The organism is Methanosarcina siciliae T4/M, from assembly GCF_000970085.1.
GTDB classification, from domain to species: domain Archaea; phylum Halobacteriota; class Methanosarcinia; order Methanosarcinales; family Methanosarcinaceae; genus Methanosarcina; species Methanosarcina siciliae.
This window is the reverse complement of sequence record NZ_CP009506.1, coordinates 3,554,888-3,579,952: the sequence shown is the minus strand read 5'-3', so window position 1 is coordinate 3,579,952 and position 25,065 is coordinate 3,554,888. Positions and strand designations below refer to the sequence as shown.

Here is a 25,065-nt window from a genome sequence, read left to right as displayed (position 1 = left end):
CCACTCCGTGGAGAACTTAAAAGCAGCATATTCTGACTTCCCGACAGCGCGCTGAATGATTGCTCTTCCCGAGGTTCTCGATTCTGATAATAACAATTCAGTTCGTAAGCGACTGGATGGGAGCCGGAATCCTTCCTCCCCGATTTACGAAAGTCTCGGAACTGAAACTGCTTACCGGCATAATAGGTGCATTTCCGAGAAGCCCGCCGAACTCCACGGAATCCCCTACGGCTTTTCCCGGAGCCGGGATGATACGGACGGCTGTTGTCTTTTTGTTGATTACTCCAACCGCCATTTCATCGGCAATGATTGCAGAAAGGGTAGTAGCTGAAGTATCACCCGGAACTGCTATCATGTCAAGCCCCACGGAACAGACGCAGGTCATGGCTTCGAGTTTTTCCAGAGAAAGGGCTCCGGCTTTTACTGCTTCGATCATGCCTGCATCCTCACTGACCGGAATAAAAGCTCCGCTTAAGCCTCCTACGGAAGAAGAAGCCATTGCTCCACCTTTTTTTACGGCGTCATTCAGGAGGGCAAGGGCTGCCGTTGTCCCGTGGGTCCCGCAGCGCTCAAGCCCCATAGCTTCAAGAATCGCAGCAACACTGTCCCCGATTGCCGGAGTCGGAGCAAGCGAGAGGTCAAGAATTCCGAATTCCACCCCAAGCCTTCGAGAAACCTCCTTTCCAACCATTTCCCCCATGCGGGTGATTTTGAAGGCTGTCTTTTTGATCGTCTCGGAGATTTCCGTAAGGTTCGGGTTTTCAAGTTCGCAAAGAGCGGCATTGACCACTCCAGGTCCGCTTACCCCCACATTGATAACACACTCAGGCTCGCCTATACCATGAAAAGCGCCCGCCATAAAGGGATTATCTTCGGGAGCATTTGCAAAAACCACCAGTTTGGCACAGCCTATCCCGTCCCTGTCAGCGGTCAGCTCCGCAGTCTCTTTGATCACTTTGCCCATCATGCCGACTGCGTCCATATTAATGCCTGCTTTTGTGGTTGCAACGTTTACGGACGAACAGACTTTCTCGGTAGATGCGAGGGCTTCGGGAATGGAGTTTATCAGTTTGAGGTCTCCTTGGGTTTCTCCTTTATGGACAAGAGCGCTGAACCCTCCTATAAAATCCACACCCGCTTCCCTTGCAGCTTCATCCATTGTCTTTGCAACGGAAACGAAGTCCTGAGACCTGCAGCTTTCGGCAGCTATGGATATCGGAGTTACGGAAATTCGCCTGTTGATAATAGGAATCCCGTAAAGACTCTGGATCTCATTCGTTGTCCGGACAAGCTCCTTTGCTCTGGAAGTTATTTTCTCATAGATGTTTTCGTTGAAAACCTCAAGATCCGGATGGCTGCAGTCCCTGAGACTGATCCCCATGGTGACGGTTCTGATATCCAGGTGTTCCATCCTGACCATTTGAATTGTTTCCAGGATTTCGTTCGGGTTTATAATCATGGAAAAAACTCCTCACAACTCAGATCCTGTGCATGAAACGGAAAACATCTTCATGCTGCACCTTGACCTCAACTCCAAGGCTCTTCCCTTCGGCATCCATAGCCTGCTGGAAAGCCGAAAGGTCAAAGTTGTCCTTCGGAGCTTCGGCAAGCATGATCATGGTAAAGATGCCCTGCATGATAGTCTGGCTGATATCGACAATATTTACATTGTAATTTGCCATCACCGTGGTGATTCTGGCAACTATACCTACCCTGTCGCTGCCGATAACCGTGATAATGAAACGGCTCGATGTCATGAAATATCTCCTGTTGATCCTATGTGTTGATCCTGCTTTTTTCTGCAGGGAAAATGCATGAAAGCTGTAAACAAGGAAATTTTGTTCAGATTGAAGACCTGATAGCTAATAAAGTAAACTGCTCAGGTTCTGATGAAAACCCTCTGATCCTGTTGTATCTTAAACTGAAAAATCTGATTACAATTATAAATTCCCATCACAAATTAGAGAAAATGATTATGACATAGAAGCTTGGATCCCACCGTAAATAAAAATCTTGTGAGGATTTATAAAGGAAACGGTAAACAAAAAAGGTTTTGGTAAATAAGACAATACAGGTTAAACCTGTAAGCCCCGAAGTTGATCCTAAACTCAGGGTTCTGAATCAAAGCAGAGTTTAATTATTTTCCCCGCAACCCTCTGAACATTTTCCCTTCCTTTAAGCCTTATTGAAAAGTCAGCATACTTCTTATACAGGACAAGCCTCTCTTCAAAAAGTTCTTTAAGGCTTCTGTCCCTGAGCCCGACTATACCTCGCTTTCTTGCATTGGGGATCCTTCTTACTATGCTTCTGAAAGAAGCATCCAGAAAGACTATCTTTGAGATTTTTTTCAGGTGTTCCATGGCTTTTTCGGAATAAACCACGCTTCCCCCCGGAGAGATGATGCAGTTGTCCACCTGCTCAAGTTCCAGAATGGCTTCTTCTTCAAACCTGATCAAAGCCGAATCCCCCTGTTTGTCAATCAGAGCCTGAAGGGGCATTCCGGTCTTCTTTGTTATCATGCCGTCAACATCAATAAAAGTATAATCCAGGCGTTTTGCAAGTGCCTTGCCTATAGTACTCTTCCCCGCTCCTGCCATTCCAATTAAAGTTATATTCATTGCTACACGCTTCCTGCCTGCAAAAATCAAGAACACAGTGCCGAAAATCCCCGGGATGAGAGGGTCGGCAGTCAATAAATCCCAGGATAAAATATAATCTTCTGCTATAAAAATATACAGCGTGAGTGTTTTTTAAAAAAAGAAGCAAATTACGAGATGTATATTAAATTCCCGGTAAAATAAGAGCTTTTCCAGGCATGTCTTTCAACAATTAAAGGGAAATATGTGAGGGTATTGTAGAGCCCGGATCATATAGATATATGTTGAAAAATTTGGGTTTTACCCGCGATCCTGCTGTATAAACGAGTTTTGAGAGGTTATTTCCTGACGTGCCTCTCTTTTATGTTTGCCGGCTGAGAACTCAGGCTGCTAATACATTTTTCAACCTCTTCGGAGGAGTGCATAAAAGCAGATATATATTCCCGAAGGACAACCCTGCTGCCTGAAACATAGTGCTTGAGCAGGCCCCGGGTGGTGAGCTTATCCACCTGTTCAAGGGAAACAATTGCAAGGTACATAAGCAGCCGGATAAAAAATACAAGATGGAGCACAAACATTTTGACCCAGGGACTGTCCGAACTTATAGCCAGCCCGCAGATCCAGTTGCAGAGTTTCAGGGAATGCGAGAGCAGCCGGATTTTATAAAAGTGTAAAAAAATAGCCAGGACTATCAGAAGAAATATAGATCCAGCTAATAAATCCATTTGCTGCATTGTTAAGTCCATATGTCCATTATCCTTATTTCCCGCTATTATTTTAATTTATTCTTTTTACAGTAGTTCTAAACTCCTTAGTTCCAGAACCCGCTTATTACAAAAAATGTACATGAAACTCTTTGGAATATAAGGCACAAGAAATGAAAGTGTGCAAAATACTTTCATGCCAAACAAACATGATATTCTTCGAATAACAGGCACAAATAATGAAAGTACGCATGGACTTTCATGCTAATAAAATAAACAAACTGGCGATAGAGTAAAAAATAATTTAGAGGTACACTAAACTCTATATCATCTGTTTTTTGCAACATTGAACTTTTTGACATATATAAAAAATGAAATTCGAATGGCTTAAAGAAGATTTTCTTGTGACTCCGAAATAAAATTATAAACTAATGAGAATAGTTGTTCAGAACGGCGTAAATTGAAACTACTGAGTAATGAAAAACTTAATAAGTTAAATAAGAAAATTGAAAGTATGGAAAAAATTCCTTTATTGTTGGTTACAACTAGCCTCAAGAAGTATAAGCACCTAGAATATCTAGCTAAAAAACACCATATTGAAATCTATTGGGCAAATAAAGAGTACAAAGAGATTCAAGAAAACGATATGTATCTCCTTCTAAATTCAGCTATGAAAGAGATTCCGAACAGCTTAAAAAAGACCTTTTTAATTATTGAACAAACTTCAGTCTTTTTAGATAGCTATGAAAAAAGTGGAGTTAAAGGACCTGGATATTATTTTAAAGATTGGTGGGGTGGAAAATCTTTCGAAGAACTAAAAATTATTGTTAGTAGAAATCCACGTGCTTCAATTGAGTCAGGTATTGCACTAAACATTCCAAATTATTCAGAACCTCTGATTTTTAAAAACATGCAGAAAGGGAGAGTAAGCTTTGAAGGGAAAATTCTGGAAGAAAACGAGAAATACGAATGGCTAAAAGACAGAGATTTTAATTTTTATTTTGTTCCTGATGGAGCCAAAAAAGTGTATTGTAATATGGAAATTGACGAATTTATAAAGTATGACTTTAGGAGACCAAGTTTTGAGGAAGCATGTAAGAGGATAGATGAATACAGTGCGATAATAAATTCGGGGCTTAGTATTGAAGAAATCAAGAAAATGGCATCTAAATACTCAATGAAAGAATTTGCAGAGGAAAAGCCAAAAATTACCAAACAATCTACTATAGACTATATAGTAGGCGAAGAGCAAAAAGGTGATTGAAATTATAATAATGATCACAGGGCCTTCATGTGCAGGAAAAACTAGTGTATGTGACTTCTTTGAAAAAAGAAGAGGCATAAAAATTATCCACGATAGTTCAATAGTAAAAAAAAGGTATGAAAAAGAAAAGGTTAATTCTTCAATATTGGACTTCGTCAAAAAAGAATATGAAACGAAAGGAAAAAAGACATTTGCGGAGGATTTTTTATCTTATGCTAAAATATTTAATGAATATGATCATCTAGTTATTGAGGGGATAAGATCTGTAGAAGAATTGAAAGTTTTCAGAGAGAATTATGATGACGTATATTGTTTAGGTATATTTGCGGACACAAAAACACGTTTTGAAAGAAATAAAAGTAGGGGTGGAAGAGAACATATTACAGATTATGATAAATTCATAATGAGAGATCTAATAGAATATTCATTCGGTGTTTCGACTTTAATGGCAGAATACTGCGATAAAATAATAGTTAATGAAAGCTCTGTTGAAATATTTTACGATGAAATAGAAAAAGAGATAGAAAAAAAAGTACTCATTTTTTAAGGAAATCATATATAATGTTTACCTCATCTTCCTGTAAGCCAATTTTATTGAATATTACTTCATCTATTTCTTCCCACTCACTCTTTTCTATAAGATGTTTGATCCTTTTTCGTTCATTTAAATCAAAAGTTTCTGGATTTAAAATGGGTAAATTAATTAGATTTTTTTTCATTTGGCGCCAATATCCTGCACCAATCTTAGGCAAGGAAGATTTCAAAACAAATTCAAAGAATTTTGAATTGAGAACAGCTACAAAAATATCCAGATCGCCGCTATAAAAGAAAGAGTAGCAACTATTATGGCATAAGTAAGTTCCCTCTTCTACAGCAAAACGGCAAGAATAAGCAATATCCGGTCCAACTATTCTTCTTTTGCGATCTCTTTTTAGATTAACACGATCATGTGTTTCATACCATTTTTTACCTTTTTTAACATGATACCTTCTGCTAAGTCTTTCTCTGTTAATTATTAGATATTTTTTGGCCAGAGGATATTCTTCTAAATCAATTGGAACTCCATTTTCCATATAAGGATTCAATAAATACGTTCTTTCCCAATTTATCGAATATCTATCTATATCTTTGCCCCTTATTAATGGAATCAAGAGTTCATCCTCAATATCCAAAAAATCTCCTTTTAGAACAAATATATCATCACAACCTGTAGCAACACCAGCTTTGATTTCTATAGGAAGACTCGATATTGGAGGCAAAGTACTAGAGAGATTTTTTCTTAAAGAACTAATCGAATCAGGTAAAAAATTCCAACCGTTTGAACCTAAACCTGCTTGTGCAACAGAAATCTCCCTAAAGTTTGTCGGTTTGTATTCCGCATTGATATCGTTAAAAACTTCATTTACTTTAATATATGGAAAAATATTCTCTTGAGCAAAACTTACCCTTTCTTTAGATAAAACCGTTATCACAGGATAAACATTAACATTTGAAAAAGGTCTTGCTTCTTCAAGATCAAATAATTTTAAAATTTTAGTTTTTGAAAGAATTAGTGATCGTAAGGGCTTCGCATATAATGTTGAAAAATAACTATTCGGGGTTATATAACCTAATTTCCCTTTATTTTTCAATAATTGTATCCCAAGTTCAAAGAACAAGCTATAAAGATCGAATTTTCCAGATGATGTTTCATACAATCTCTTATAGGCCTTTTTTACATTATTATCAATTTCATTATAACGTACATAAGGAGGATTAGAAACAACATAATCAAATTTAAGATTTAAATTATAAGCTGATAAAAGACTATTCTCTTCATATACGTTTAGCTGTGGCAAGTAATTGGGATCATATTGCCTAATTAACTCAATCTCATCCAAAATAATGGACAGGTATCTTTTTAATGTAATTAATATTGATATACTGTTTATATCAAAAGCATATATGTGGTTTGACATTATTTCTATAATTTTTTTAGCATCTTCATAATCCGAGCTATCGTAACCTAAACTAATCAGATGATTGTGTAAAATCGAAGCAATCTCAAATGTAAAAGAACCTGTTCCACTAGCTAAGTCTATAATACGTTCACTTTCAAATTTCTCAGGTGAATAACCTACCGAATTTAGTATATATCTAACTAGGCTCCGAGGCGTATGAACTGTTCCTAAATTTTTGATGTTATACTTACCATTATCCATAAAGAAATTTTGATTCGCCTTGTTGCTTTCCTTTAACATTCTTGCTTCATCTATCAGCATAGGTGAAATTTCCACTGGCTTAGGCAACTCCATTTTTTTCACTCGTCAATTTTTCTAGAGTAATTATTCCAAATCTCTTCAAAATGTTCCATATGCTGTTCAAACAACTCTCCAGTAGAGTTAACCAAAACAGTAACAGTTCTTCTGCTATCTCTATTAATTAAATATGGTCCGATAAACATTTCATTATCTATCCTAAAAATATTCACTGATGGAAGACAATTATAAACTCTAACTTCAAAATTATCACTGTTCAGTATTTCCTTTAGTTTTTTATAATCACGAATAAAATCCTTTACTTGCGACCTTATAGATCCTATATCCTGATTTTCTTCAATATCCCTAAGATCTGAAATCGATTTTCCTTCATTTAGATGAAACTCAGGATCTATAAGCAAAATTCTAACCTTTCCCTTCCCTGATAATTCAATAAATTTTTTGCCATAATCTCTCCTGAAATGTGAAAGGCCAAAACCGATTACATCCAAATTTTTGCTCATTTTTTCTAGTCTTTTGCTATATTCAACTTCAATACTTACACTCCTACTAGAAAAAACATTTACTAAACCTGCTGACTTTAAATAAGAAGTTTCTTCTTTTGTAGACAGTTGTGAAGAAACATTTGAATTTTCAAAAACTTGCGGCTTTTTATAAAGGACGAAAATAAAAGATATAAACGCAACGAAAGTAAGGAGAATCATAGACAATATTATTCTAGACTTATCACTTTCTGATAAGTTACCTAAAAGTATCATTAACGTCAGTAAACCTTCGGGAATCAAGAATACTAAAGAAAAAATATGGATTGGTTTTTTTATATGCTGTAGAATATCTGCTTTTCTTTCCTTTTCAGCAGACATGGAAACATCTGTATTTATTTTCTCACCTTGATTTTGTATAACTACATTTAATTTAAGTTTTGTTATACCGCACACTCCCACCAAAGTCCAAAAAATTACTAATTTTCAAATACCTCTATTCTGTGCATAATTTTTGTGCCCCCAATGAAAATACCATATTGTCAAAGCATTTTTTATAGATAATCACTACTTATATAATAAGTGGCAATTTCTCAGAAAAAAATCTAAATATGTGAATAAAGAAAAAAATTATGGAGTATTAAATGAGTATATAAGTAAATTCGGAAAAATTAATTCCATGATTTATAAACATCTACGGAAAGTGAGATACATTTACTGAATAAATCATACAATATTGCAGAATTATCTTATCTGATTCATCTATAATTAATAAAAAGTGTATCTGATCTAGAGATATGTATAGACAAATTCATAAAAAAATGCTATAAATCAGTTATTCTGAACTACAGTAAATTGGAAGTACTTTTTAATACCGGTTTTCAATTTAGATCATTAGGCATTTGCTGAAAGAAGTTTCAAGATTATACTTTTCCTGACCTACCTGCTTATTTTCCTTACTCTTTTCTGACAAACTTTTTCTGGAGTGAGTTTTTATGGAATACTTATCAAAAAAGGACAGAAAACCGGCAGGGATGCCCGACAAATAAAGTGTCTGACAAGAAAAGTTTGTCTGCATGCACCCCTTAACCGGACCTTACCTAAATATTCCGGAACCGTTACTGGATCGTACCTGTCAGCCCCTTCTGGCGAGGACGAAAACGGGAAAACCGGATACTGCTATTAGCAGGAGGACTGGTCTGCCTATGACATCCATCCTATGCGGAACTTCTATTTAATACTTATCTTAAAATTTGTAATAATAGACAGGATCGCACCTGATTAAAGATTTTAACTCTCAGGGACCCTCTATTTTCGAAAAAGATACGAAATTCAAAATCTATCGCCAGGCTTATTTTCTGATATTTTCGATTACCTGTTTGCCCCTTTCAGCGGGAACAATTGTCAGTTCTGCCCCTGGAAATTCTTTTTCAAGCGGCTCTACCTCAGCAATCCTGTCCATTGTGATTGCAACTGCCGCAACTTCGGAATGTGGCTGGCTGCCTACAGCTACGTTCCAGTCCGCAAGCTGATAAATTTCGGGAGGGACTTTTTCTGCGCCTACGACGATCATTAACTTTTCACATTTTTTGAGTTCGCCAGTCACATCCGGCAGGTTAACCCCGTACATGGAAAGATGGCAGACTTTTCCGCCTTCTTCTTTCCAGGCTCGGATTTCCTGCTTGAAGTTAACGTTATTTTTAATGTAAAAATCTCCACCCCAGCGACTGACCACATCTTCAAGGCTATGCACTATCCCCTGGTCATCAGAAGCAAGAAGCATGCCTTCAGCTCCAAGCATTCGGGCAGTTAAACCAACATGAGTGGTAATCCTTTTATCCCTTTCAGGGCGGTGCCCAAGGCGGAGTAATACAATCCTCTTCATGTTCGGCTAAAACCCTTACAAGGTATTAAAGGGTTTCATTGAAATTTCACTGAAAAAAGGAAGAAAAAGGAAAATACGGGCCTCACTGGAACCCATAAATTCCCGGGATTCTCTTCAGAAGCATGCCTTCGACTATTATCGGGTTTGTCCTCTGGGCGGTGGTCAATGCGAGATCGAGTTTGAACTCTTTTTCAGCATAAATAGTAAGAATCGAATCTCCTTTTTTGACCTGTTCTCCCATTTTCTTGTGAATTGCAACCCCGGCTCCTTTGTCATTGGGAGCACCTGCAAGCCTGGCAATCTCAATTATCCATTTGTTGTCAAACTCAATAACATACCCGTCCGCAGAAGCAAAAATGTCAGCAGTGTACTGTCCTGCCTGGATATCATCGGATTTAATATTCGGGTCTCCACCCTGGGCTTCAATTATCTGCCTCATCTTTTCAAGAGCTTTTCCGCTCCTGAGCGTCTCCAGTGCAAGTTTTTTCCCATGGTCCCTTGGAGCCGCGCCCCCCATCTCAAGCAGAATGCCTGCAAGGGCAGCACTCTTTTCAATAAGGCTGTTCGGACCTTCCATGCTTTCCAGCACTTTCAGGGCTTCCCTCACTTCCAGCGCAGGTCCCACCTTTCTCCCGATAGGCGAGGAACCGTAGGTAATGGCACACTCAACATTCATTCCAAGCCTGTGCCCGAGGTTGATCAGGTCTCTTGCCAGCTTCTGTCCTTCCTGGACTGTCGGAACCTTCGTACTTGGCCCTACAGGAATGTCCATTACAACATTTTCAGCCCCGATAGCTCCCTTTTTTGCCATAATTGAGGCAAGCATCTGGTAGTAAGGGTCTATTGACAGGGGATACTCAACCCTTATGAGCTTGTCATCCGCAGGTGCAATATTGGTAGCTCCTCCCCAGACAAGCGCACCCCCTACCTTCTCGGAGATCTCCTTGACTTCCTCAGAGCTGAACTCAACGGGACTGAGCACCTCCATAAGATCTGCAGTCCCACCAGCACCTGTGATTGCCCTGGAACTTGTCTTGGGGATAAGAAGCCCGTTTGCAGCAATGATAGGGACAACAAGTAGAGATATCTTGTTTCCGGGTACTCCCCCTATCGAGTGCTTATCCATGATAGGATGGGTGTCAAATTCGATTGTATCTCCGGTCTCGATCATGGCTCTTGTCAGCCATTCAACCTCGTCATCAGTCATCCCGTGGATATAAGAAGCTGTTATAAAAGCCGAAAGTTCGACGTCACTGAGGTTTTCTTCCACAATATCGTTTACAAGCAATTTGATCTCATCCTGAATAACAGGCTTTTTATCCAGCATCTTCTTGAGAACGCCTGAAGATTTTGAGCGTAATGCCGGAAAAACTTCAACCGGCTTATCCCAGTCCTCGAAGTGCTCGTAAACTTCAGAAAAAACACCCAGGGTACCTGGAGAAACCATATCCTCGGTTGTATCCACAATGGCAGAGATGCTCTGGTGCCCACGGATGCGGACTCTATCACCCGGATTTACTCCCAGTTCCTTCGCATCGGCAATATTGAACATAACTTTGTGTTGCCCGATTTTTATATCAAAATGTTCAAGATTCAACCTCATTGACTAAACACCTTCCTTTTCATTCTCAATATGATTGTGACTTTGTCATTGTAATTTATTTCGCCTGAATCATCCCATCTGTTTATTTCGGATAGGATACTCGCAGATGGCCTGAAAGAAAGATTTGGAATAATCAGAATGGTAAGAATATTAGCAAATGTAGAGAATGTAATAGAATTAATATAGCCCAGATATTAAACTGAGGTGACATATTAACCTTTACACTAATTTAAGTGATTCCGTAAAACCCTCTTCCAGGAGGAAATGAGAATCTCGGGAAAAAGATTTCACTTTCTCTCCTGTATCATTACAACTGCAACAATTACGAGCAGAACCCCTACTAACTGCCAGCCCGTTAGCATTTCCCTGAAAAAGAAAAAACCTGCAAGAGTACCCACAACAGGCTCTATCGTTGCTACTATGGACGCCCTGCTTGATTCAACTTCCTCAAGCCCTTTCGTGTACAGCAGATAGGCAAGTACGGTGGGAAAAAAGCCCAGGCCTGCAAGGTAGACCCAGAAAGCTCCTGTAGAAAAAGCCCCTGCAGACTTTTCGAAGTTACCGAGAGGCAGGAGAGCAAGACTTGCAAAAATGAAAGTATAAGCTGCAATTGTCATTGTATGGTACTTTTCAAGAGCAGCTTTTCCGAAAATAGTGTAGAGGGCATATCCGAAACCTGCCCCCAACCCTGTGAGAAGCCCTGACCAGGAAAGGGTTAAAGAATCTCCGGGTCCCGGAAGATAACCGGTCACAAAAGCGCATCCTATAAGGGTTAACCCCAGAGAAAAAAGTTTTTTTACACCCAGGCTTTCCCCGAAGAAAACCCTGGAAAAGACTGCAACAAAAGCAGGAGCCGTATAAAGCAAAGTAACGGCAATTGCAATCGAAGTTTCCCTGATTGTGGTAAAATAGCAAAGGTTAAAGAAAGCAAGACTGAAGATACCTGTTCCCACAAAATAAAGAGAATCTCGAACCCTTATTTTCAGCAGTTCCGGCCTGGTAAAAATAAGATATACAAGCATGAGAACAGCCGCTGATAATACCCTCAGGGTCACAACCTGAAGCGGGGAAAATCCGAAACCGTAAAAGCCCCGAACAAAAATTCCTATCGTACCCCACAGAACCGCCCCTGCAGCAATCAGTAAATAAGCCCGTTTTTGCATTTTGTAGCCCTCTTTTGCCAGATCGTCACTTTAGTATACCTGTTCCCATTTGAAATCTTCGTTTTATGGAAATTTGTGACCGAATAATCCGGCTGAAAAACAGATAATGATTTGAATAATCACTCATTAAATCAAAATAGAAGGAAAAAAGGAAGGAAAGATTAAAACTTTTTCAAACTTTATCTCTTTTGAATTCAGTCACTTTCGAACTTAATTTCTGAAATAATCAAACAGCAACATTTCTCCTGAATGTGCGTCAATCCATACTGAAGCAGGATAGCTGTCGCCCTTTGCAAAACTTGAATCCATAAACCGGATCCACCATGCCAGATGAGTTTTATCTTTATCATCCTCTTTCCAGACAAGGTTCGACGAAATAACTTTTACAGTACTTGCTTTTTCTTCTCCTATACATGGTTCGTTACTCATGTATTCTTTGAGAATGTCAACTGCTTTTTCATCCGTAATGCCCGGTTCCGTATTAATGAGCGCTGTTTCTCCCTCATCCATAGACCATCTTTTTCGATAGCTTGAAACTTCTCCCGTTTCTGCATTGACCCTGAGCTGTATTCCATCAGAAAGAGAAGGTATTCCCCTGATAATTCTTGCATAACTAATTTTGTAAGTTCCTGGCAGGTTGTACGCAGCAGGTTCTATGTAATTTACATCTTCAAGCTCAATCTGACTGATTTTGTCCGCTGAAACCCTGGATTCAATATATTTTTCTGCTATTTCCTGAGCATCGTCTTTGCTTATATCACCGTTTCCGAGTACATTCTTTGACCCGTCATATACAAAATGTCTCTCTCCGTTAGAGGCATCTATTCCTGTTAAGATGCTTTTTCCATTAGTTGTTCTTGAGCTCACTTGCCAGATTACTCCATAATCATCATCATCAATCAGTTCCCCGTGAATGGATTCATCAATTACTTCCGGATTTTCTGACATTAGCTTGTTTTTTGCATCCTCAAAACTAACATTTACATCTGCAGTTGAAGGATCAAGACTTTTTGTTTGCTTTACATCTTCTTTTGTGAAGATTATTCCCCTCTCTTCAGATGCAAAAGCCACAAATATTGCACCTACCAGTACCAAAGCAAGGATACAAATTTGGTTAACTTTCATGATATCTCCCCATTTAATTCATGATATCTCCCCATTAAATAGTACTATATTGACAAATTCAGAAAAAAACACCATGCAAAATATCAACAATGACTTTATGTCCAAAGTCTGTACCAAAACTCTCAGAATAAAATCATATTTTACTTGTTCGTTTCTTTAATTTTTGTTTCCGAAGTTTCCGGGGTTCAAACTTACTCTGAAAATTTATTTTTAATTACTAATCATGTTTTGTAATGTAATACCACAACAATTGAACTTAATTTTACTAAAGTTTTTAGACGATATTATAAGACTAAAGAGAAAATTGTAATACGATTTGATACTAAAATAACATAAAGAATCAATGGTTTGATTAACAATATTTCCTGATGAAGCTGTTTTCAAATGAGTCCTGTTGAGTGATCAGAGATCTTCAGGAAAGAGAACTGCATGCCGAAAAAAGGGAAAAAGAGAAAGGCGAACATTTTAAAAATAAATATAAACCGAAATGCACTCATTTATGCTTATATAGATAAACAAGACCCCTGGCAACAGCTATTGCAATTATGGATATCATCAACGTAGTTACGAGAACCATGAAGAGATTCTCCTCATCAGCAAATTTGAACATGTAATAGAAAAGAATAGCACTTAACGCTACTCCAACAAACAGCAAGATTGCTGTCGGTCCTCCCAAAATATTTTCGGAATCTTTCTTGCTCATACAGACAATCTCTCCTGAGATAGTTCACCAGCAAATTCTCTGTAGCTTTAAGCATGTCGATTCTCAGTATATCATAGAAGAATCGAGTTATTAATTACATGCTTCAGGTATGTACAGCCTTCTAAGTTCCAAATAAATTTATAGTTTTTGATTTTGAAAAAGCATGATGGTCTTAGAGAACCTGTTTTTTCGGCATCCTAGTTTCACTCAAGCAGACAATCTATGGATTAAGAGATGATTTGCGCTCAAAATGAATAATCTGAAGATTATCGGTTACTTGAAGCGGAGAGTGGTGTCACTACAAAAAGGAAAAAACAGGAAGTAAAAACTCGAAGAAGGAGAAAACGAAAAAAAGGCCGAAAATAGCAGATAGTTTTCAAACCCGATACTTTAATGTTAACCCTTTGTCAACGAAAACATTTATCTATAAGTAAACATTCTTTTCCGCTACCATTTTGCATTATTATTAAGGTTGACAATAAAGCCGGAAAGCTAATTGAACAACTGACCGGCGAGAAGAAAAATAAAATCTAAAAATTTCCCCTGTCAAACAGCGAGGGTTCAATTTCATGAGTAGAAAATCAACTTATCCGAAAGTTATGTGCACTCAGCACCCGGACTCTGCTTCAAGGTATATCTCCACACAGGAAGAGCCGGGGGAAGCCATTGAAGCTGCGGTGGTATTCGGCTGTGACGAATATATGCCGGACTATGAGGGAAAGGCAACTCCCTATCATCAGAATGTCCAGATCGTATCCAGATTAATAGAAGAAACAGACCTTGTGCCCGGAAAAGATGTTTTTATCACTCCCCGGGCTCCGAGTGCAGTCCAGGAAAACAGGTTCAGGCAGCTTATGGTTATGATGTCCATTGCCGAAGCCAACCATGGGGCTCTTGAATACTCGGACGTCCAGGCAATCAATGAGTTCGTGCATCCCATGACAGGAACGGTCAGGGAAATCCTTGATGCTCAGCAGCATATGGTAGACGTAAGCGAGCTTGCAAAAAAAGAATTCGGATTTGCAATGGAGGTCCCGCGTATAATCCCTCTTATCGAAGATGCTCCCGCCCTCCTGCACGCAAAAGAACTTGCCGAAAACACGCTTCTTGCCTGGAAAGAGCGCTTCGGGACATCCCCCGAAAAATTCAGGGTTTTCCTGGGCAAATCTGACTCTGCCCTCTCTTTCGGGCATGTGGCAAGCACCCTTTCCTGCAAATACGCCATAAACGGAATTTTCGAACTGAACTCCGAACTCGAAACCGAAACAGGCATCATCTTCGGAGCCGGAACCCTGCCTTTCAGAGGACACCTTGACCTGAAAAATGCGGAAAACTTCTTCAGGGAATATAGGGGTGTAGGGACAATCACCCTGCAGTCTGCTCTCAGGTACAGCCACGAAAAAGGAGATGCCGAATCCCTGGTAAACCTCGCAAAGGAAAAGCTGCCCGAAACCCCCAAGATCTTTTCCGCGGAAGAAAAAGAAGAACTCGTAAATCTTATCGGGATTTTCGGGACAGGGTACAGCCGCATCATCCGGGAACTGTCCTCTACCATAAACCGGCTTTCCGACCTCCTCCCCCAGCAGCGGGACCGCCTGATGCATCGAGGAAGCGGCGGTTATTCACGGAGCGCCCCCGATATTTCAGGTATAGTAAACCTCTGCCGCGGCGACATCGGAAAAGAGCTGCAGGCAAGCATGCCCGCCGAAAACCTTCACCTCCCGCGGGCTATCAAATTTACCGGAGCCCTCTACTCCATAGGCCTGCCTCCCGAATTCATAGGTACCGGGACTGCGCTTAAAGAAGCCCGGGAAAAACTTGGAGATGAAGCCTGTGAAAGGCTGCTTACGAAGTATTTCCCTTCCCTTGTCAGTGACCTGAGTTTCGCTTCCGGATACCTGGACCTCAACGTAGCTTCCCGCTTCCTTTCCGGAGCCTGCTTCAAGGAAGTCAGTAAAGATATTGAGGTCTTGCATGAGACCCTCGGCCTTGAAACCCACCCTGAACCTTCATACCGCATCCTGCTTGAGATGATGCAGCCCGAACTCCTGCAGGCTGGGACCTCAGGGAACTGTATGGACGAGGAGGTTTCACAGCTCGTATGCTCGACCCTTACCAAAATGGGAAAAATAAGAAAGGCTCTGGGTTGAGGGTAAAACTTCCCTTGACTCAGACTCCCTTAAAGTAATGCCCTGTGGTATACTCAACCCCTCTTGCAGGTTTCAGTTTTGCCTCTTTTCCTGCAAGCGCCTCTTTATAAGCTTCTGTGATCTCTTTTACCTCGGCCCCGGTGTTGAGGGAAAGGTCTAGCCTGAGCACATCCACGCCGTACCCTTTCATGTTCCTGACGTATTTCAGGATGTCAAGGACTTTTGAATTATAGATCAGGGTCCTGGTGCCAAGGCGCTGGACCGGGAACTCGGAGCCGCTCTGGTCAACGAGAAGCACTTCACTTTCTTTTCTTACGATTCTCCGGTCAACAAGGGGCTTTAAAAGGTCGTTTTCCGTAATAAGCATCAATTCCCTGCCATAGGCCAGGATTTCGGTCTGTCCCGGGTTTCCGCAGGCCTGAAGGGCTTCACAGACATTCTTTATCTCGCTCAGGTTCAGCTCGCTTGAAAGGGTTGCCCTGTAGGCGCCTGTCTGGAAGAAGGTGCTGGCAGTAAAGGCGTTGAAGATATTGAGGTCTTTCTGGGCGACAAAAGGTATGGAAAGCTCTTTTGCAAGCCGGGAGGCTCCGAGGCTGGAACATGCGATGGTGAAACCGGCATCCCTTATTTTTTCCAGGAGGGGTCTCAGTTCGACCAGTTCGCTGTCATGGGTTATCCTGGGAACCCTGAAAACGAGTTCGATTCTTTCTGCTTTCAGGTCTTCAAGCTTCTCCTCGTTTTTGGGGGACATCAGCTCTTCGAAGAGTGAGAGCGGGATATAAGCGATATCTGCTCCGGCTTCAGCTGCCTGGATGAGAGAGGAAATTTTCTGCACTTCAACGCTCAGGAGGACTTTCTTTGAAGCTGTGCCTCTTGTATCTCTTGATTCCGTCCCTGTCCTTTTCATACCGGATTCAATTTTAAGCTCCGATCCATTTCCTAAAGAACACAGGCTGTCGAAGGCTCCCAGGTCGGGATGTTTTTGCTCTTTTTTCTTTACCTTCTGGGTTTTTTCCAGCAGGAGTTCTGCAGCCTTTCGCCTCGTATTCTTCAGCACGCCGACGGGGATAAAGATATTTTCGTCAGCTTCGATCTCAATTGAGGCGGCTTTGAAAGGAGTGTCTCCAAGGCTTTCCATCACTTTTTTTATCTGTTCTACCGTTGTCGGAGCTTTCTCGGCTTCCTGAACGATATAGTCATCTGCAAATTCCGCATGTGCAGGCTCTTCTGTTCTGCTGGTGTTTCCGTTTTCTGCGCTTATTCCGTTTTCTGAACTTTTTCTGTTTTCGGTCCGGATTTCAACCTTAAACCGTTCTCCTTTTCGGGCTTTTGCTTTCAGGCTTACGGGAAGGGCTTTTAATTTTGTTTTCTGAAGGGTATCAAGGAGCTGTGTGTCGGTTGTAAGGTAGAGTTCGTCTCCCCGCCGGACGGCTCTGCCGGTCTTTGAGCTGATCTCAAGCCCTACTTTTTCGCCTTTTCGGGCACTTTTTACGTGCTCCCCCGAAATCGTGACAATGCCTGCTACTGCGGATCCTAGCATCCTTTCCCGCGTGAAGATGCTTATGCCGTCTTTTACCTGAATATTTCCTTCAAGCCGGACTGTGAGTTTTGTGCTCCCTTTTGAGCGGGAGAGGTCCAGGACTTTTCCGAGGAAGGCACCGTAGTTTGAGCTGTATTTGGGGTGAGATACCCCTTTTTCCCCGAGGATGAAGCCCCGCGTAAATCCCCTGTAAAAGAGTTTTGCAAGCTCGGATTCTCTTGTTTCGAGTTCTTCTTTTGTCGGGTTAGCTCCGGGACCGCAGATGGCTTCGACTGCAGCTTTGTAGGCAGAGGCACTTGCGGTCACATACTCGGGCTTTTTCATCCTGCCTTCGATTTTCAGGCTTACGACTCCGGTTTTTACTATCTCCTTGAGCCCCGTGAGCGTGGAAAGTTCGGCACAGCTTATGGGGTAACTGCCTCCGATATGCCTTTCGTCAATCTCCCTGCCGTTTACCAGAAAGCTGTATCTGCGCCGGCAGGGCTGGGCACAGGCTCCACGGTTTGCACTCCGGTCGTGCAGGAAACTGCTGAAGAGGCATTTTCCTGAATAGGAATAGCAGAGGGCTCCATGGACAAAGACTTCAATCCCCACCTTTGAGTGTTCCACAATATCTTTTACCTCGGCTGTGGTCAGTTCCCTGGAAACGATCACTCTATTTGTTCCAAGCTCTGTTGCAAAGTCAACTCCCTCTTTGTTGTGGATGGTCATCTGCGTGCTTGCGTGAAGAGCGAGGTCGGGATATATTTCCTTTAAAAGCCTGAGGAGCCCGAGGTCCTGCAGGATAATTGCATCAACCCCGATTGCGTATGCCCTGTCAACGATTTCAAGGGCGTGCTGAAGCTCTTTTTGTTTGATCGGGATGTTGAGGGCAAGGTAAACAAGGACTCCGTGGGAATGGGCCAGGTCAACGGCTGATTCCAGGTCCTCAATGGTGAAGTTTTTGGCACCCTGGCGGGCATTGAATTCTCCAACCCCAAGATAAACGGCATCTGCTCCTCCCTTGATTGCGCCGAGAAGGGCTTCGTTGTCGCCTACCGGGGAAAGAACTTCCGGGGGACAGAATTGATAATTGTCAGACATATTGGATCAGGGGTATTTTTTCGGGTAACTGTAGTTTCTGGTGAATGGAAAATGTCGGGAGCTGAAAAGTATGGTAACTGTAAAGAAAAAGGGTTTACGCAAATCATTTCAGAGCCGGTTTAAAACGTAAAGGTGCTTCTTGCATAAAAAATGGATGGTAATATCCTGAATCTTAACAGGGCAGGCCAGTATCTGTTACCCATTTATATTGTTTCTAAATCTGTTCTATTGAAGGAGTTCTTTATTATGGAACTTGTCAGGACTTTACCGGTTTCATTCGGATACGAGCCAGTAGAGGCGATGGATGGATATATGACTATAGAACTTGGTAAAAAACAAGTTGAACATTATTTTATTAGATATACAGTTATCCGGGACAGATTGGGCTGAAGTGCTGAATTTTTTGAAAGAAGATCCTGCCACAAGGGAGATTCCGGTTATTGCTCTTGCAGCTCATGCCATGCGAGGAGACGAAGAAAAGTTTCTTAAGGCAGGATTCAGCGGTTACATCTCCAAACCAATTGACATTCAGAGGTCCAAATCGGTTATAGAGCAGTTTGATTGCCGAATTGCCGGCGAAATTTCAAGTGCATCAAGCAGGCCTGCAGTATCACTTGCAAACAGTTCAAGGGAATAGTTTTCCCCGGAATCCGAAGAGTACCCAACTCCTCTGTTATCGAATATAATTACCCTGTAATCCTGCGCCAGTTCCCATACAAAGGTTTTGTTCCAGGTATCCATTTTTCCGCCAAAACCCATTATCAACAGAAGAGGCTCCCCTGACCCAAATTCCCTGTATCCGAGCTCGACTCCATTAACAGGAACATGCTTTACAGGAGAAGAGTCCAGGGAAGAGTCGGTGAATTCTTTGGAATTTTCTTCCCCGTAAAAATCGGCACATCCAGAGAAAAGAACTGTGAAGATAAGGATTTGGGGCAGGACCATTTTAGGATTCATGAAATGTACTGTAAGGTCACTTTAAGTATAAGTTTTCTATTTATTCGGGTTTTGTCTTTTTAGCTGATTTATCTTCTCGATTGCACTGCCGGTTTTTGAATCACTTGTTATCTGGCTAACGGCTGTTCCGGACCCTTTGCGGTTCAGGATGAGAAGAACAAAAGATTTCTTCCCGGGTTTCGGAATAGACCACGCAGTTAATCAGGGATAATTCAAGCCCGCTCAAAAGTGGAGGATCTCTGGTAACTCCTGCTTGCAGACTTTATCAAAATGTTTAAATATCTCCAGAACAATTATGTATATAGAAGCTTAATATAATTTTTAGTTTTTAAAAAAATACCCATATTGACAAAATATATTAGAGACATTGAAAGTGGAGCAGTACCCTGGATGCTACTGACCTATAAAATCAAGCACAATCGGGATTTTTCGGAAGAACTCCGAAAGGCGCGAAAGGTTGCTGAGTTTTGTATTGAACACAGGACTCGGAATTGCACTCTTGACCCACCTCCGATTCAAGGTTCAGGTTCTTCTGACCCCCAACTTTTTCCTTCTTCTCTTCTTTCCTCTTCTCTTTCTCCTTCTTCTGCTTCTCCCTCCTCTTTTCCCCTTTCTGCTTCCTCTGCCAAATCTCCCAATGATTCCTCAATTCATTCTTCTACTCCTCCTTTTTCCGATTCTCTGCCCGGGACGGATTCATTTCCGGGAAAGGATTCACTTTTCCCTGCGGATGTCAGGCATATAGGCCTGAGGTCAACGATTTCCGGCCAGATCATCAGGAAATATTCCCGAAACCGGGATCTCAAATCTGCAAAAAATGTAAAACTGATTGTCCCTTCAAAGGCGGTCAGCGTTGATAGAGAGGAAAAGACCCTGGAGATTCCCTGTCTCAAACTCCTGCTGAACTATAATTTTTCCAGCAACTTCAAGAGAATCTCCCAGATCGAAATAGATAACGTCTATGCCTATGTAGCAGTTGTCTTCCAGGACGAAAAATCCGAAAGTACCGGACGCTACATAGGAGTTGACCGCAATACCAAGGGGCATATTGCAGTTGTTGCTGACCCCGAGTCAGGAAAGGTCTGGAAGCTCGGAAAAATGCGCTATCATACGCATAAGAAATACGAAAACATAAAAAAGCGGCTCTACACCAAAGGCAAATACAAATGCCTGAAAGCTGTGAAAAAGAGAGAAAAGAACATTGTAAAGGACCTGAACCATAAAATCAGCCGAAAGATTGTGGACCTTGCCCTGTATTCCGGGTGCGGGATCAAACTCGAAAACCTGAAAGGGGTAAAGAAACTCAACAGCAAGGCCGTAAGTGCGGGAAAATGCAGGAATAATAAAAGAGTAGAAAAAAAGAAAAATCAAAACGGAGGCAGAAACCGAAGCAAGGAAATGAATAAAAAGGTCATCAAAACCGAAAAACACATCTGGTCAAATGAATACTCTCTGAACAGCTGGTCATTTCATCAGCTTCAGCAATTTATCGAATATAAAGCCAGGCTGCAGGGAGTAGAGGTAGTCTATATTGATCCCCACGCGACAAGCAAAAGGTGCAGTCGCTGCGGACTTACAGGCAACCGGCGCAGCAAGCACTTTGAATGCCCCCACTGCGGGCATGTTGACCATGCCGATGTCAACGCTGCCTTTAATATCGCATTGACGCCCAAAGGCACCGGTCAATTCTCTGCAGAAAGAGATGCAGGGAAAGGGAGCCCTGATACCCCTCAAAAAATCCTGGCCCGTACCCTCCTGAGTAAACGGAAAGCCAGCGAAAAAACTTCTCAGTATTTTGCCTGGGAAGTATGTCAGTTTTTGGCTTAAGCCCTGAAGCTTCTTTTCCATTAAAAATAGGGTCAGAGGGACCTTTTTTCTCCATTAAGGGAATGGTGTTTTCTTATCCTTTCTGATGTCCGTCCGTTCTTTTTGATGTCCGTCCGTTCTTTTTGATGTCCGTTCGTCCTCTTCTCTGGACACTTTAAGGTGTCCTGAGCTTTTTATCCGGACATCGCTATAGATTTTATCCTGGCTTATTTTTGCCCCTTTCAGGGTTACTTTTCATATTTTATCTGATGAAGCTTCAGAGCTCTATTTTTTTATTACGATGTGTTAATTTTTTTATAGTTTAGAGGCTTATTATATCTTGAAATTTCTTCTTTAGTGAGTCAGATCCCACCAAAGGTTTGTTCTAAATCAGTACGAGGTAAAATGAGGGTTATCGATACCCGAAAATGAACAGAATTATTCCAGAGTGATTCCCGTATGGATATTTGCGTTTTTTTCTGTAGCATCTCTGGGATTATATGAATTATACCGGAGTTATAAAAACTGGAAATTTTTTAAGGAAAAGGATAACCTTGATATTTCTCCTTTCTGGAGAACTTTTTTTATTGATATCTTTCTCTGGCCCCTGTTCAATAAATACTCGGATATGCTGAAAGGGGAAGGTCATAATATTGGGTATCCAGCATCACCACTTGCAATCTTCTGGATTGGGATGAATCTGATTAGCAGATTCGAAAACCCTATCGGGTTAATTTCTTATCTCTCTTTTCTGGCCTTCATTCCAGTTCCAGGTTCTGTGGATGAGTATTGGGAAAATAAATTTCCCGGATTTCCAGAAAAACCCCTCACCCGGTGGCAGCTATTCATATTGATAATAGGAACAATTGTCGTTTTCCTGGATGTTGTTGGCATATTCATTCCTGAGTAAATGAACTCAGAAATATGAGTAATGTGATTCCCAATTAAAACTGACAAAAAATATATTTACTTTAAAAGAGTAGGTTCAACATTAGGAATTTTTAATTCTGAAATATCGTTCTTAATTCCGTATGACTCTTAGATCTTATGCATTAAATCCAGCTTTCAGCTCTAACTTCTCTAACTCTATATTAAAGCCCAAGCCTATGAAAAAACGAACTCTGAGCCTATAATGTAAAAGGATATTTGATCCTGATGAAACAAAACGGCAGTACACAGGAAAAAGCCCTTAAAGTAGTCAGTTATCTCTTACCGGGAATCATCTTTGCCCTGGCTTTATGGACTCTGGACCAGCAGATGCACCATCTGCGCTCGAGTTATATTCTGAAAAGCATTGCCAGCGTTCCTCTGAGCCATATAGGAATTGCTGTCTTTTTCACTATTTTGAGCTATGCGGTTTTAACGGGCTACGATTATCTTGCAACCCGCCGTATCAACCATCCCCTTTCTTACAAACAGGCTGCCAGGTCTTCTTTTATCAGCACATCCATCAGTTACAGCACGGGGTTTAATTTCCTGACAGGAAGTTCCCTCCGCTACAGGCTGTATTCGATGTACGGGCTGCCTTTCTCTGAGATCTGGGAAATTATAGTTTTTTGCGTCTCCACTTTCTGGATCGGGTTTTGTTTCATTGCAGGTCTGCTTTTCACATTTTATCCCGTAAAGCTTCAGGCTTACTCTTCTGAGGTCCCTGTCTCACTGAATATCGTCGGAATTCTTTTGCTACTGCTTCTTGCTGTATATTTCTTTTTTTCATTCCGGAAACGGGACTTTGAGATAAAGGGCTACAGAATCAGGTTCCCTGAACCGAAAATTGCATTTATGCAGCTTGTTTTATCCTCCGTGAACTACCTGCTCTCAGGAAGCATAATCTACTTCCTCCTGCCCTCAAATTCTCAGCTCACCCTGCTTCACGTACTTGTCTTCTTTGCGCTGGCGCAGCTGGCAGGGCTTATAAGCACGGTTCCCGGCGGGCTTGTCGTTTTCGAGACCGTGATGCTCTTTCTGCTGAAACCTTATTTCGGTACGGTTGATACGATAAAGCCTCTTTTGATCTTCAGGGCCGTTTATTATTTCCTTCCTTTCCTGCTCGGCTTCCTGGCTCTTATTTTCTGCGAGTTTGAAGCAAGGAAAGAGTTCCTTAAAAAAGCCGGAAAAGTTACCTATTCCAGTCTATCGGAGGTAACTCCCCAGATCTTTTCGGTCCTGGTCTTTCTGGGAGGAGTCTCCCTCCTCTTTTCCGGGGCTCTTCCTTCAAACCCCGAATACCTGCGGAAACTCCCATACTTTGTCCCTCTCCCTCTAATCGAAGCTTCAAGGTTTTTCGGAAGCATAGTCGGATTCTTGCTCCTGCTTCTGGCAAACGGGCTCTGGAAAAGGATCGACGGGGCTTATATGCTTTCCCTTATAGTCCTTTTACTTGGAGGGATTTTTACCCTCCTGAAGGATTTTAATTACCAGGAGGCTGCAGTACTTTTTGCGATGTTTGTTCTCCTGTTTCCCTCAAGGAAGCATTTCTACAGGAAGTCCTCGCTCCTGCACCAGTCCTTCAGCAGGGAAAATATAATTGCCATAATTCTGGTGCTGGTGAGCTTCATCTGGCTCGGGATGTTTTCCTACCGGAATGTTGAGTATTCAAACGAACTCTGGTGGCAGTTCGGGGTAAATTCCCAGGCTTCGAGTTTTTTAAGGGCCGTAGTGGGAATCTTTTTCATACTTCTGGTCCTCGGAGTTATGAAAATGCTGAGCCCCTTTTCCAAAGACATCCACCTTCCCGGACCTGAAGAGCTTGAGCTTGCAAAAACGATTCTCAGGGAAAGCCCGGAAACCTGGGGAAACCTCGCCCTTAGCGGAGACAAATACCTGCTTTTTGATGCCCGGAAACAGGCTTTTTTGATGTACGGAGTCTCGGGAAAGAGCTGGATTGCTATGGGAGACCCTGTAGGAAAGAGTGAACAGATAAAGGAACTGATCTGGGACTTTTATGAGATGAGTAAACTGCACCAGGGCAGAGCCGTCTTCTACGAGATAAGCGAAAAATACATCCCCATTTACCTCGACCTGGGCCTGACCCTTATCAAAATCGGGGAAGAAGCAAAAGTCCCTCTTGACTCCTTTACGCTGGAAGGAAAGGCCGGCAAGGACTTCCGCTACGCCGTGAAAAATGTGGAAAAAAAAGGGTACTGGTTTGAGATTATCCCCCCCGAAGAAGTAGACACCCTTATCCCTGAACTCAAAAAAGTCTCGGATGCCTGGCTGGAAATGAAAACCGGAAAAGAAAAGGGTTTCTCAATCGGGTTTTTTGACGAGAAATACCTCTGTAACTTCCCTCTTGGCATTGTCAGGAACGAAACCGAAATCGTGGCTTTTGCAAACATCTGGCCAGGAGCAGCAGTGGAAGAGTTCAGTATCGACCTTATGCGCTACAGCTCCAGCGCCCCTGCAATGGACTACCTTTTTGTCAAACTCATCCTCTGGGGAAAAGAAAACGGATACAAACACTTCTCTCTCGGGATGGCTCCCCTTTCGGGCCTTGAAACGAGACAGTTTGCCCCCCTCTGGCATAGAGTAGGAGCTTTGATCTTCGCCAACGGAGACTATATTTATAACTACAAAGGCCTGCGGGCTTATAAAGAAAAATTCCATCCTGTCTGGGGCCCGAAGTATATCGCTCTCCCCACCGGATTTAAGAAAAGTCTTGCCCTGAAAGATATCGCAGCCCTGATCTCGGGGATGAAATCCTTTTAAAGGGATGAAATCCTTTTAAAGGGATGAAATCCTTTTA

21 protein-coding genes are annotated in these 25,065 nt (G+C 41.7%); 8 read left to right on the top strand and 13 right to left on the bottom strand.

Annotation, left to right across the window (positions count from 1 at the left end):
• Positions 1 to 97: 97 nt before the first annotated feature.
• The 4 genes from MSSIT_RS14935 to MSSIT_RS14915 all read right to left on the bottom strand — a co-directional run bounded on the left by MSSIT_RS14935 (position 98) and on the right by MSSIT_RS14915 (position 3,322).
• On the bottom strand, positions 98 to 1,459 hold the full coding sequence (locus MSSIT_RS14935; RefSeq protein ID WP_048173382.1) for a PFL family protein: 1,362 nt from the start codon (positions 1,457 to 1,459) through the stop codon (positions 98 to 100).
• A gap of 19 nt (positions 1,460 to 1,478) precedes the next feature.
• Entirely contained in the window at positions 1,479 to 1,757 is a 279-nt protein-coding gene (locus tag MSSIT_RS14930) for an ACT domain-containing protein (protein WP_048173381.1), read from the bottom strand.
• A 351-nt stretch (positions 1,758 to 2,108) separates the two neighbouring features.
• A complete protein-coding gene (locus MSSIT_RS14920; RefSeq protein ID WP_261788860.1) occupies positions 2,109 to 2,693 on the bottom strand; it encodes a shikimate kinase in 585 nt (194 codons plus the stop codon).
• A gap of 242 nt (positions 2,694 to 2,935) precedes the next feature.
• The gene (locus MSSIT_RS14915) at positions 2,936 to 3,322 is read right to left on the bottom strand and encodes a hypothetical protein (RefSeq protein WP_231589876.1); all 387 of its coding nucleotides are present in this window, start codon (positions 3,320 to 3,322) and stop codon (positions 2,936 to 2,938) included.
• Between the two features lie 493 nt (positions 3,323 to 3,815).
• Between MSSIT_RS14915 and MSSIT_RS14910 the strand changes: the two genes are divergently transcribed.
• Positions 3,816 to 4,565, top strand: coding sequence for a non-canonical purine NTP pyrophosphatase (locus MSSIT_RS14910; protein ID WP_156158870.1), 750 nt, complete (start codon positions 3,816 to 3,818; stop codon positions 4,563 to 4,565).
• Entirely contained in the window at positions 4,558 to 5,112 is a 555-nt protein-coding gene (locus MSSIT_RS14905; RefSeq protein WP_048173378.1) for an AAA family ATPase, read from the top strand. Before MSSIT_RS14910 ends, MSSIT_RS14905 begins: the two co-directional genes overlap by 8 nt.
• On the opposite strand, the gene MSSIT_RS14900 is transcribed toward MSSIT_RS14905, so the two are convergent.
• The 7 genes from MSSIT_RS14900 to MSSIT_RS14865 form a co-directional block, all read right to left on the bottom strand.
• Positions 5,102 to 6,859, bottom strand: coding sequence for an Eco57I restriction-modification methylase domain-containing protein (locus MSSIT_RS14900; RefSeq protein ID WP_231590557.1), 1,758 nt, complete (start codon positions 6,857 to 6,859; stop codon positions 5,102 to 5,104). The genes MSSIT_RS14905 and MSSIT_RS14900 overlap by 11 nt on opposite strands.
• Positions 6,860 to 6,864: 5 nt before the next feature.
• Positions 6,865 to 7,761: a hypothetical protein gene (locus MSSIT_RS14895; RefSeq protein WP_156158869.1), complete on the bottom strand. Its 897-nt coding sequence runs from the start codon at positions 7,759 to 7,761 to the stop codon at positions 6,865 to 6,867.
• An 895-nt stretch (positions 7,762 to 8,656) separates the two neighbouring features.
• The gene (locus tag MSSIT_RS14885; RefSeq protein ID WP_048173374.1) at positions 8,657 to 9,190 is read right to left on the bottom strand and encodes a tRNA (cytidine(56)-2'-O)-methyltransferase; all 534 of its coding nucleotides are present in this window, start codon (positions 9,188 to 9,190) and stop codon (positions 8,657 to 8,659) included.
• 82 nt (positions 9,191 to 9,272) lie between these two features.
• On the bottom strand, positions 9,273 to 10,793 hold the full coding sequence (locus MSSIT_RS14880; protein ID WP_048173372.1) for an AMP phosphorylase: 1,521 nt from the start codon (positions 10,791 to 10,793) through the stop codon (positions 9,273 to 9,275).
• A 287-nt stretch (positions 10,794 to 11,080) separates the two neighbouring features.
• Positions 11,081 to 11,956, bottom strand: coding sequence for an EamA family transporter (locus MSSIT_RS14875; protein WP_048173371.1), 876 nt, complete (start codon positions 11,954 to 11,956; stop codon positions 11,081 to 11,083).
• 210 nt (positions 11,957 to 12,166) lie between these two features.
• Complete coding sequence (locus tag MSSIT_RS14870; protein ID WP_231589875.1) at positions 12,167 to 13,081, bottom strand: YcdB/YcdC domain-containing protein; 915 nt, start codon at positions 13,079 to 13,081, stop codon at positions 12,167 to 12,169.
• A gap of 493 nt (positions 13,082 to 13,574) precedes the next feature.
• Positions 13,575 to 13,784, bottom strand: a complete 210-nt coding sequence (locus MSSIT_RS14865) for a hypothetical protein (protein WP_048173370.1) — start codon at positions 13,782 to 13,784, stop codon at positions 13,575 to 13,577.
• A gap of 569 nt (positions 13,785 to 14,353) precedes the next feature.
• Between MSSIT_RS14865 and ppcA the strand changes: the two genes are divergently transcribed.
• Positions 14,354 to 15,934: a phosphoenolpyruvate carboxylase gene (gene ppcA, locus MSSIT_RS14860; protein ID WP_048173368.1), complete on the top strand. Its 1,581-nt coding sequence runs from the start codon at positions 14,354 to 14,356 to the stop codon at positions 15,932 to 15,934.
• 19 nt (positions 15,935 to 15,953) lie between these two features.
• Here ppcA and MSSIT_RS14855 read toward each other — a convergent pair whose 3' ends face one another.
• Positions 15,954 to 18,557 carry a U32 family peptidase gene (locus MSSIT_RS14855; RefSeq protein ID WP_048173367.1) on the bottom strand — a complete coding sequence of 868 codons (2,604 nt, stop codon included), beginning with the start codon at positions 18,555 to 18,557 and terminating at the stop codon, positions 15,954 to 15,956.
• Positions 18,558 to 18,803: 246 nt separating this feature from the next.
• Between MSSIT_RS14855 and MSSIT_RS25000 the strand changes: the two genes are divergently transcribed.
• Together MSSIT_RS25000 and MSSIT_RS24995 are read left to right on the top strand one after the other, a co-directional pair.
• The gene (locus MSSIT_RS25000) at positions 18,804 to 18,947 is read left to right on the top strand and encodes a response regulator (protein WP_231589870.1); all 144 of its coding nucleotides are present in this window, start codon (positions 18,804 to 18,806) and stop codon (positions 18,945 to 18,947) included.
• A gap of 1 nt (position 18,948) precedes the next feature.
• Positions 18,949 to 19,194, top strand: coding sequence for a response regulator (locus tag MSSIT_RS24995; protein ID WP_231589868.1), 246 nt, complete (start codon positions 18,949 to 18,951; stop codon positions 19,192 to 19,194).
• On the opposite strand, the gene MSSIT_RS14845 is transcribed toward MSSIT_RS24995, so the two are convergent.
• Entirely contained in the window at positions 19,086 to 19,514 is a 429-nt protein-coding gene (locus tag MSSIT_RS14845) for an alpha/beta fold hydrolase (RefSeq protein WP_052721674.1), read from the bottom strand. The genes MSSIT_RS24995 and MSSIT_RS14845 overlap by 109 nt on opposite strands.
• 345 nt (positions 19,515 to 19,859) lie before the next feature.
• Here MSSIT_RS14845 and MSSIT_RS14840 point away from each other — a divergent pair, with 345 nt between their 5' ends.
• The 3 genes from MSSIT_RS14840 to mprF all read left to right on the top strand — a co-directional run bounded on the left by MSSIT_RS14840 (position 19,860) and on the right by mprF (position 25,028).
• The gene (locus tag MSSIT_RS14840; RefSeq protein WP_231589866.1) at positions 19,860 to 21,341 is read left to right on the top strand and encodes an RNA-guided endonuclease InsQ/TnpB family protein; all 1,482 of its coding nucleotides are present in this window, start codon (positions 19,860 to 19,862) and stop codon (positions 21,339 to 21,341) included.
• A 427-nt stretch (positions 21,342 to 21,768) separates the two neighbouring features.
• Positions 21,769 to 22,230, top strand: coding sequence for a hypothetical protein (locus MSSIT_RS21395; protein WP_052721672.1), 462 nt, complete (start codon positions 21,769 to 21,771; stop codon positions 22,228 to 22,230).
• Positions 22,231 to 22,475: 245 nt separating this feature from the next.
• Positions 22,476 to 25,028, top strand: coding sequence for a bifunctional lysylphosphatidylglycerol flippase/synthetase MprF (mprF, locus tag MSSIT_RS14830; protein WP_048173363.1), 2,553 nt, complete (start codon positions 22,476 to 22,478; stop codon positions 25,026 to 25,028).
• The last annotated feature ends 37 nt before the right edge of the window (positions 25,029 to 25,065 follow it).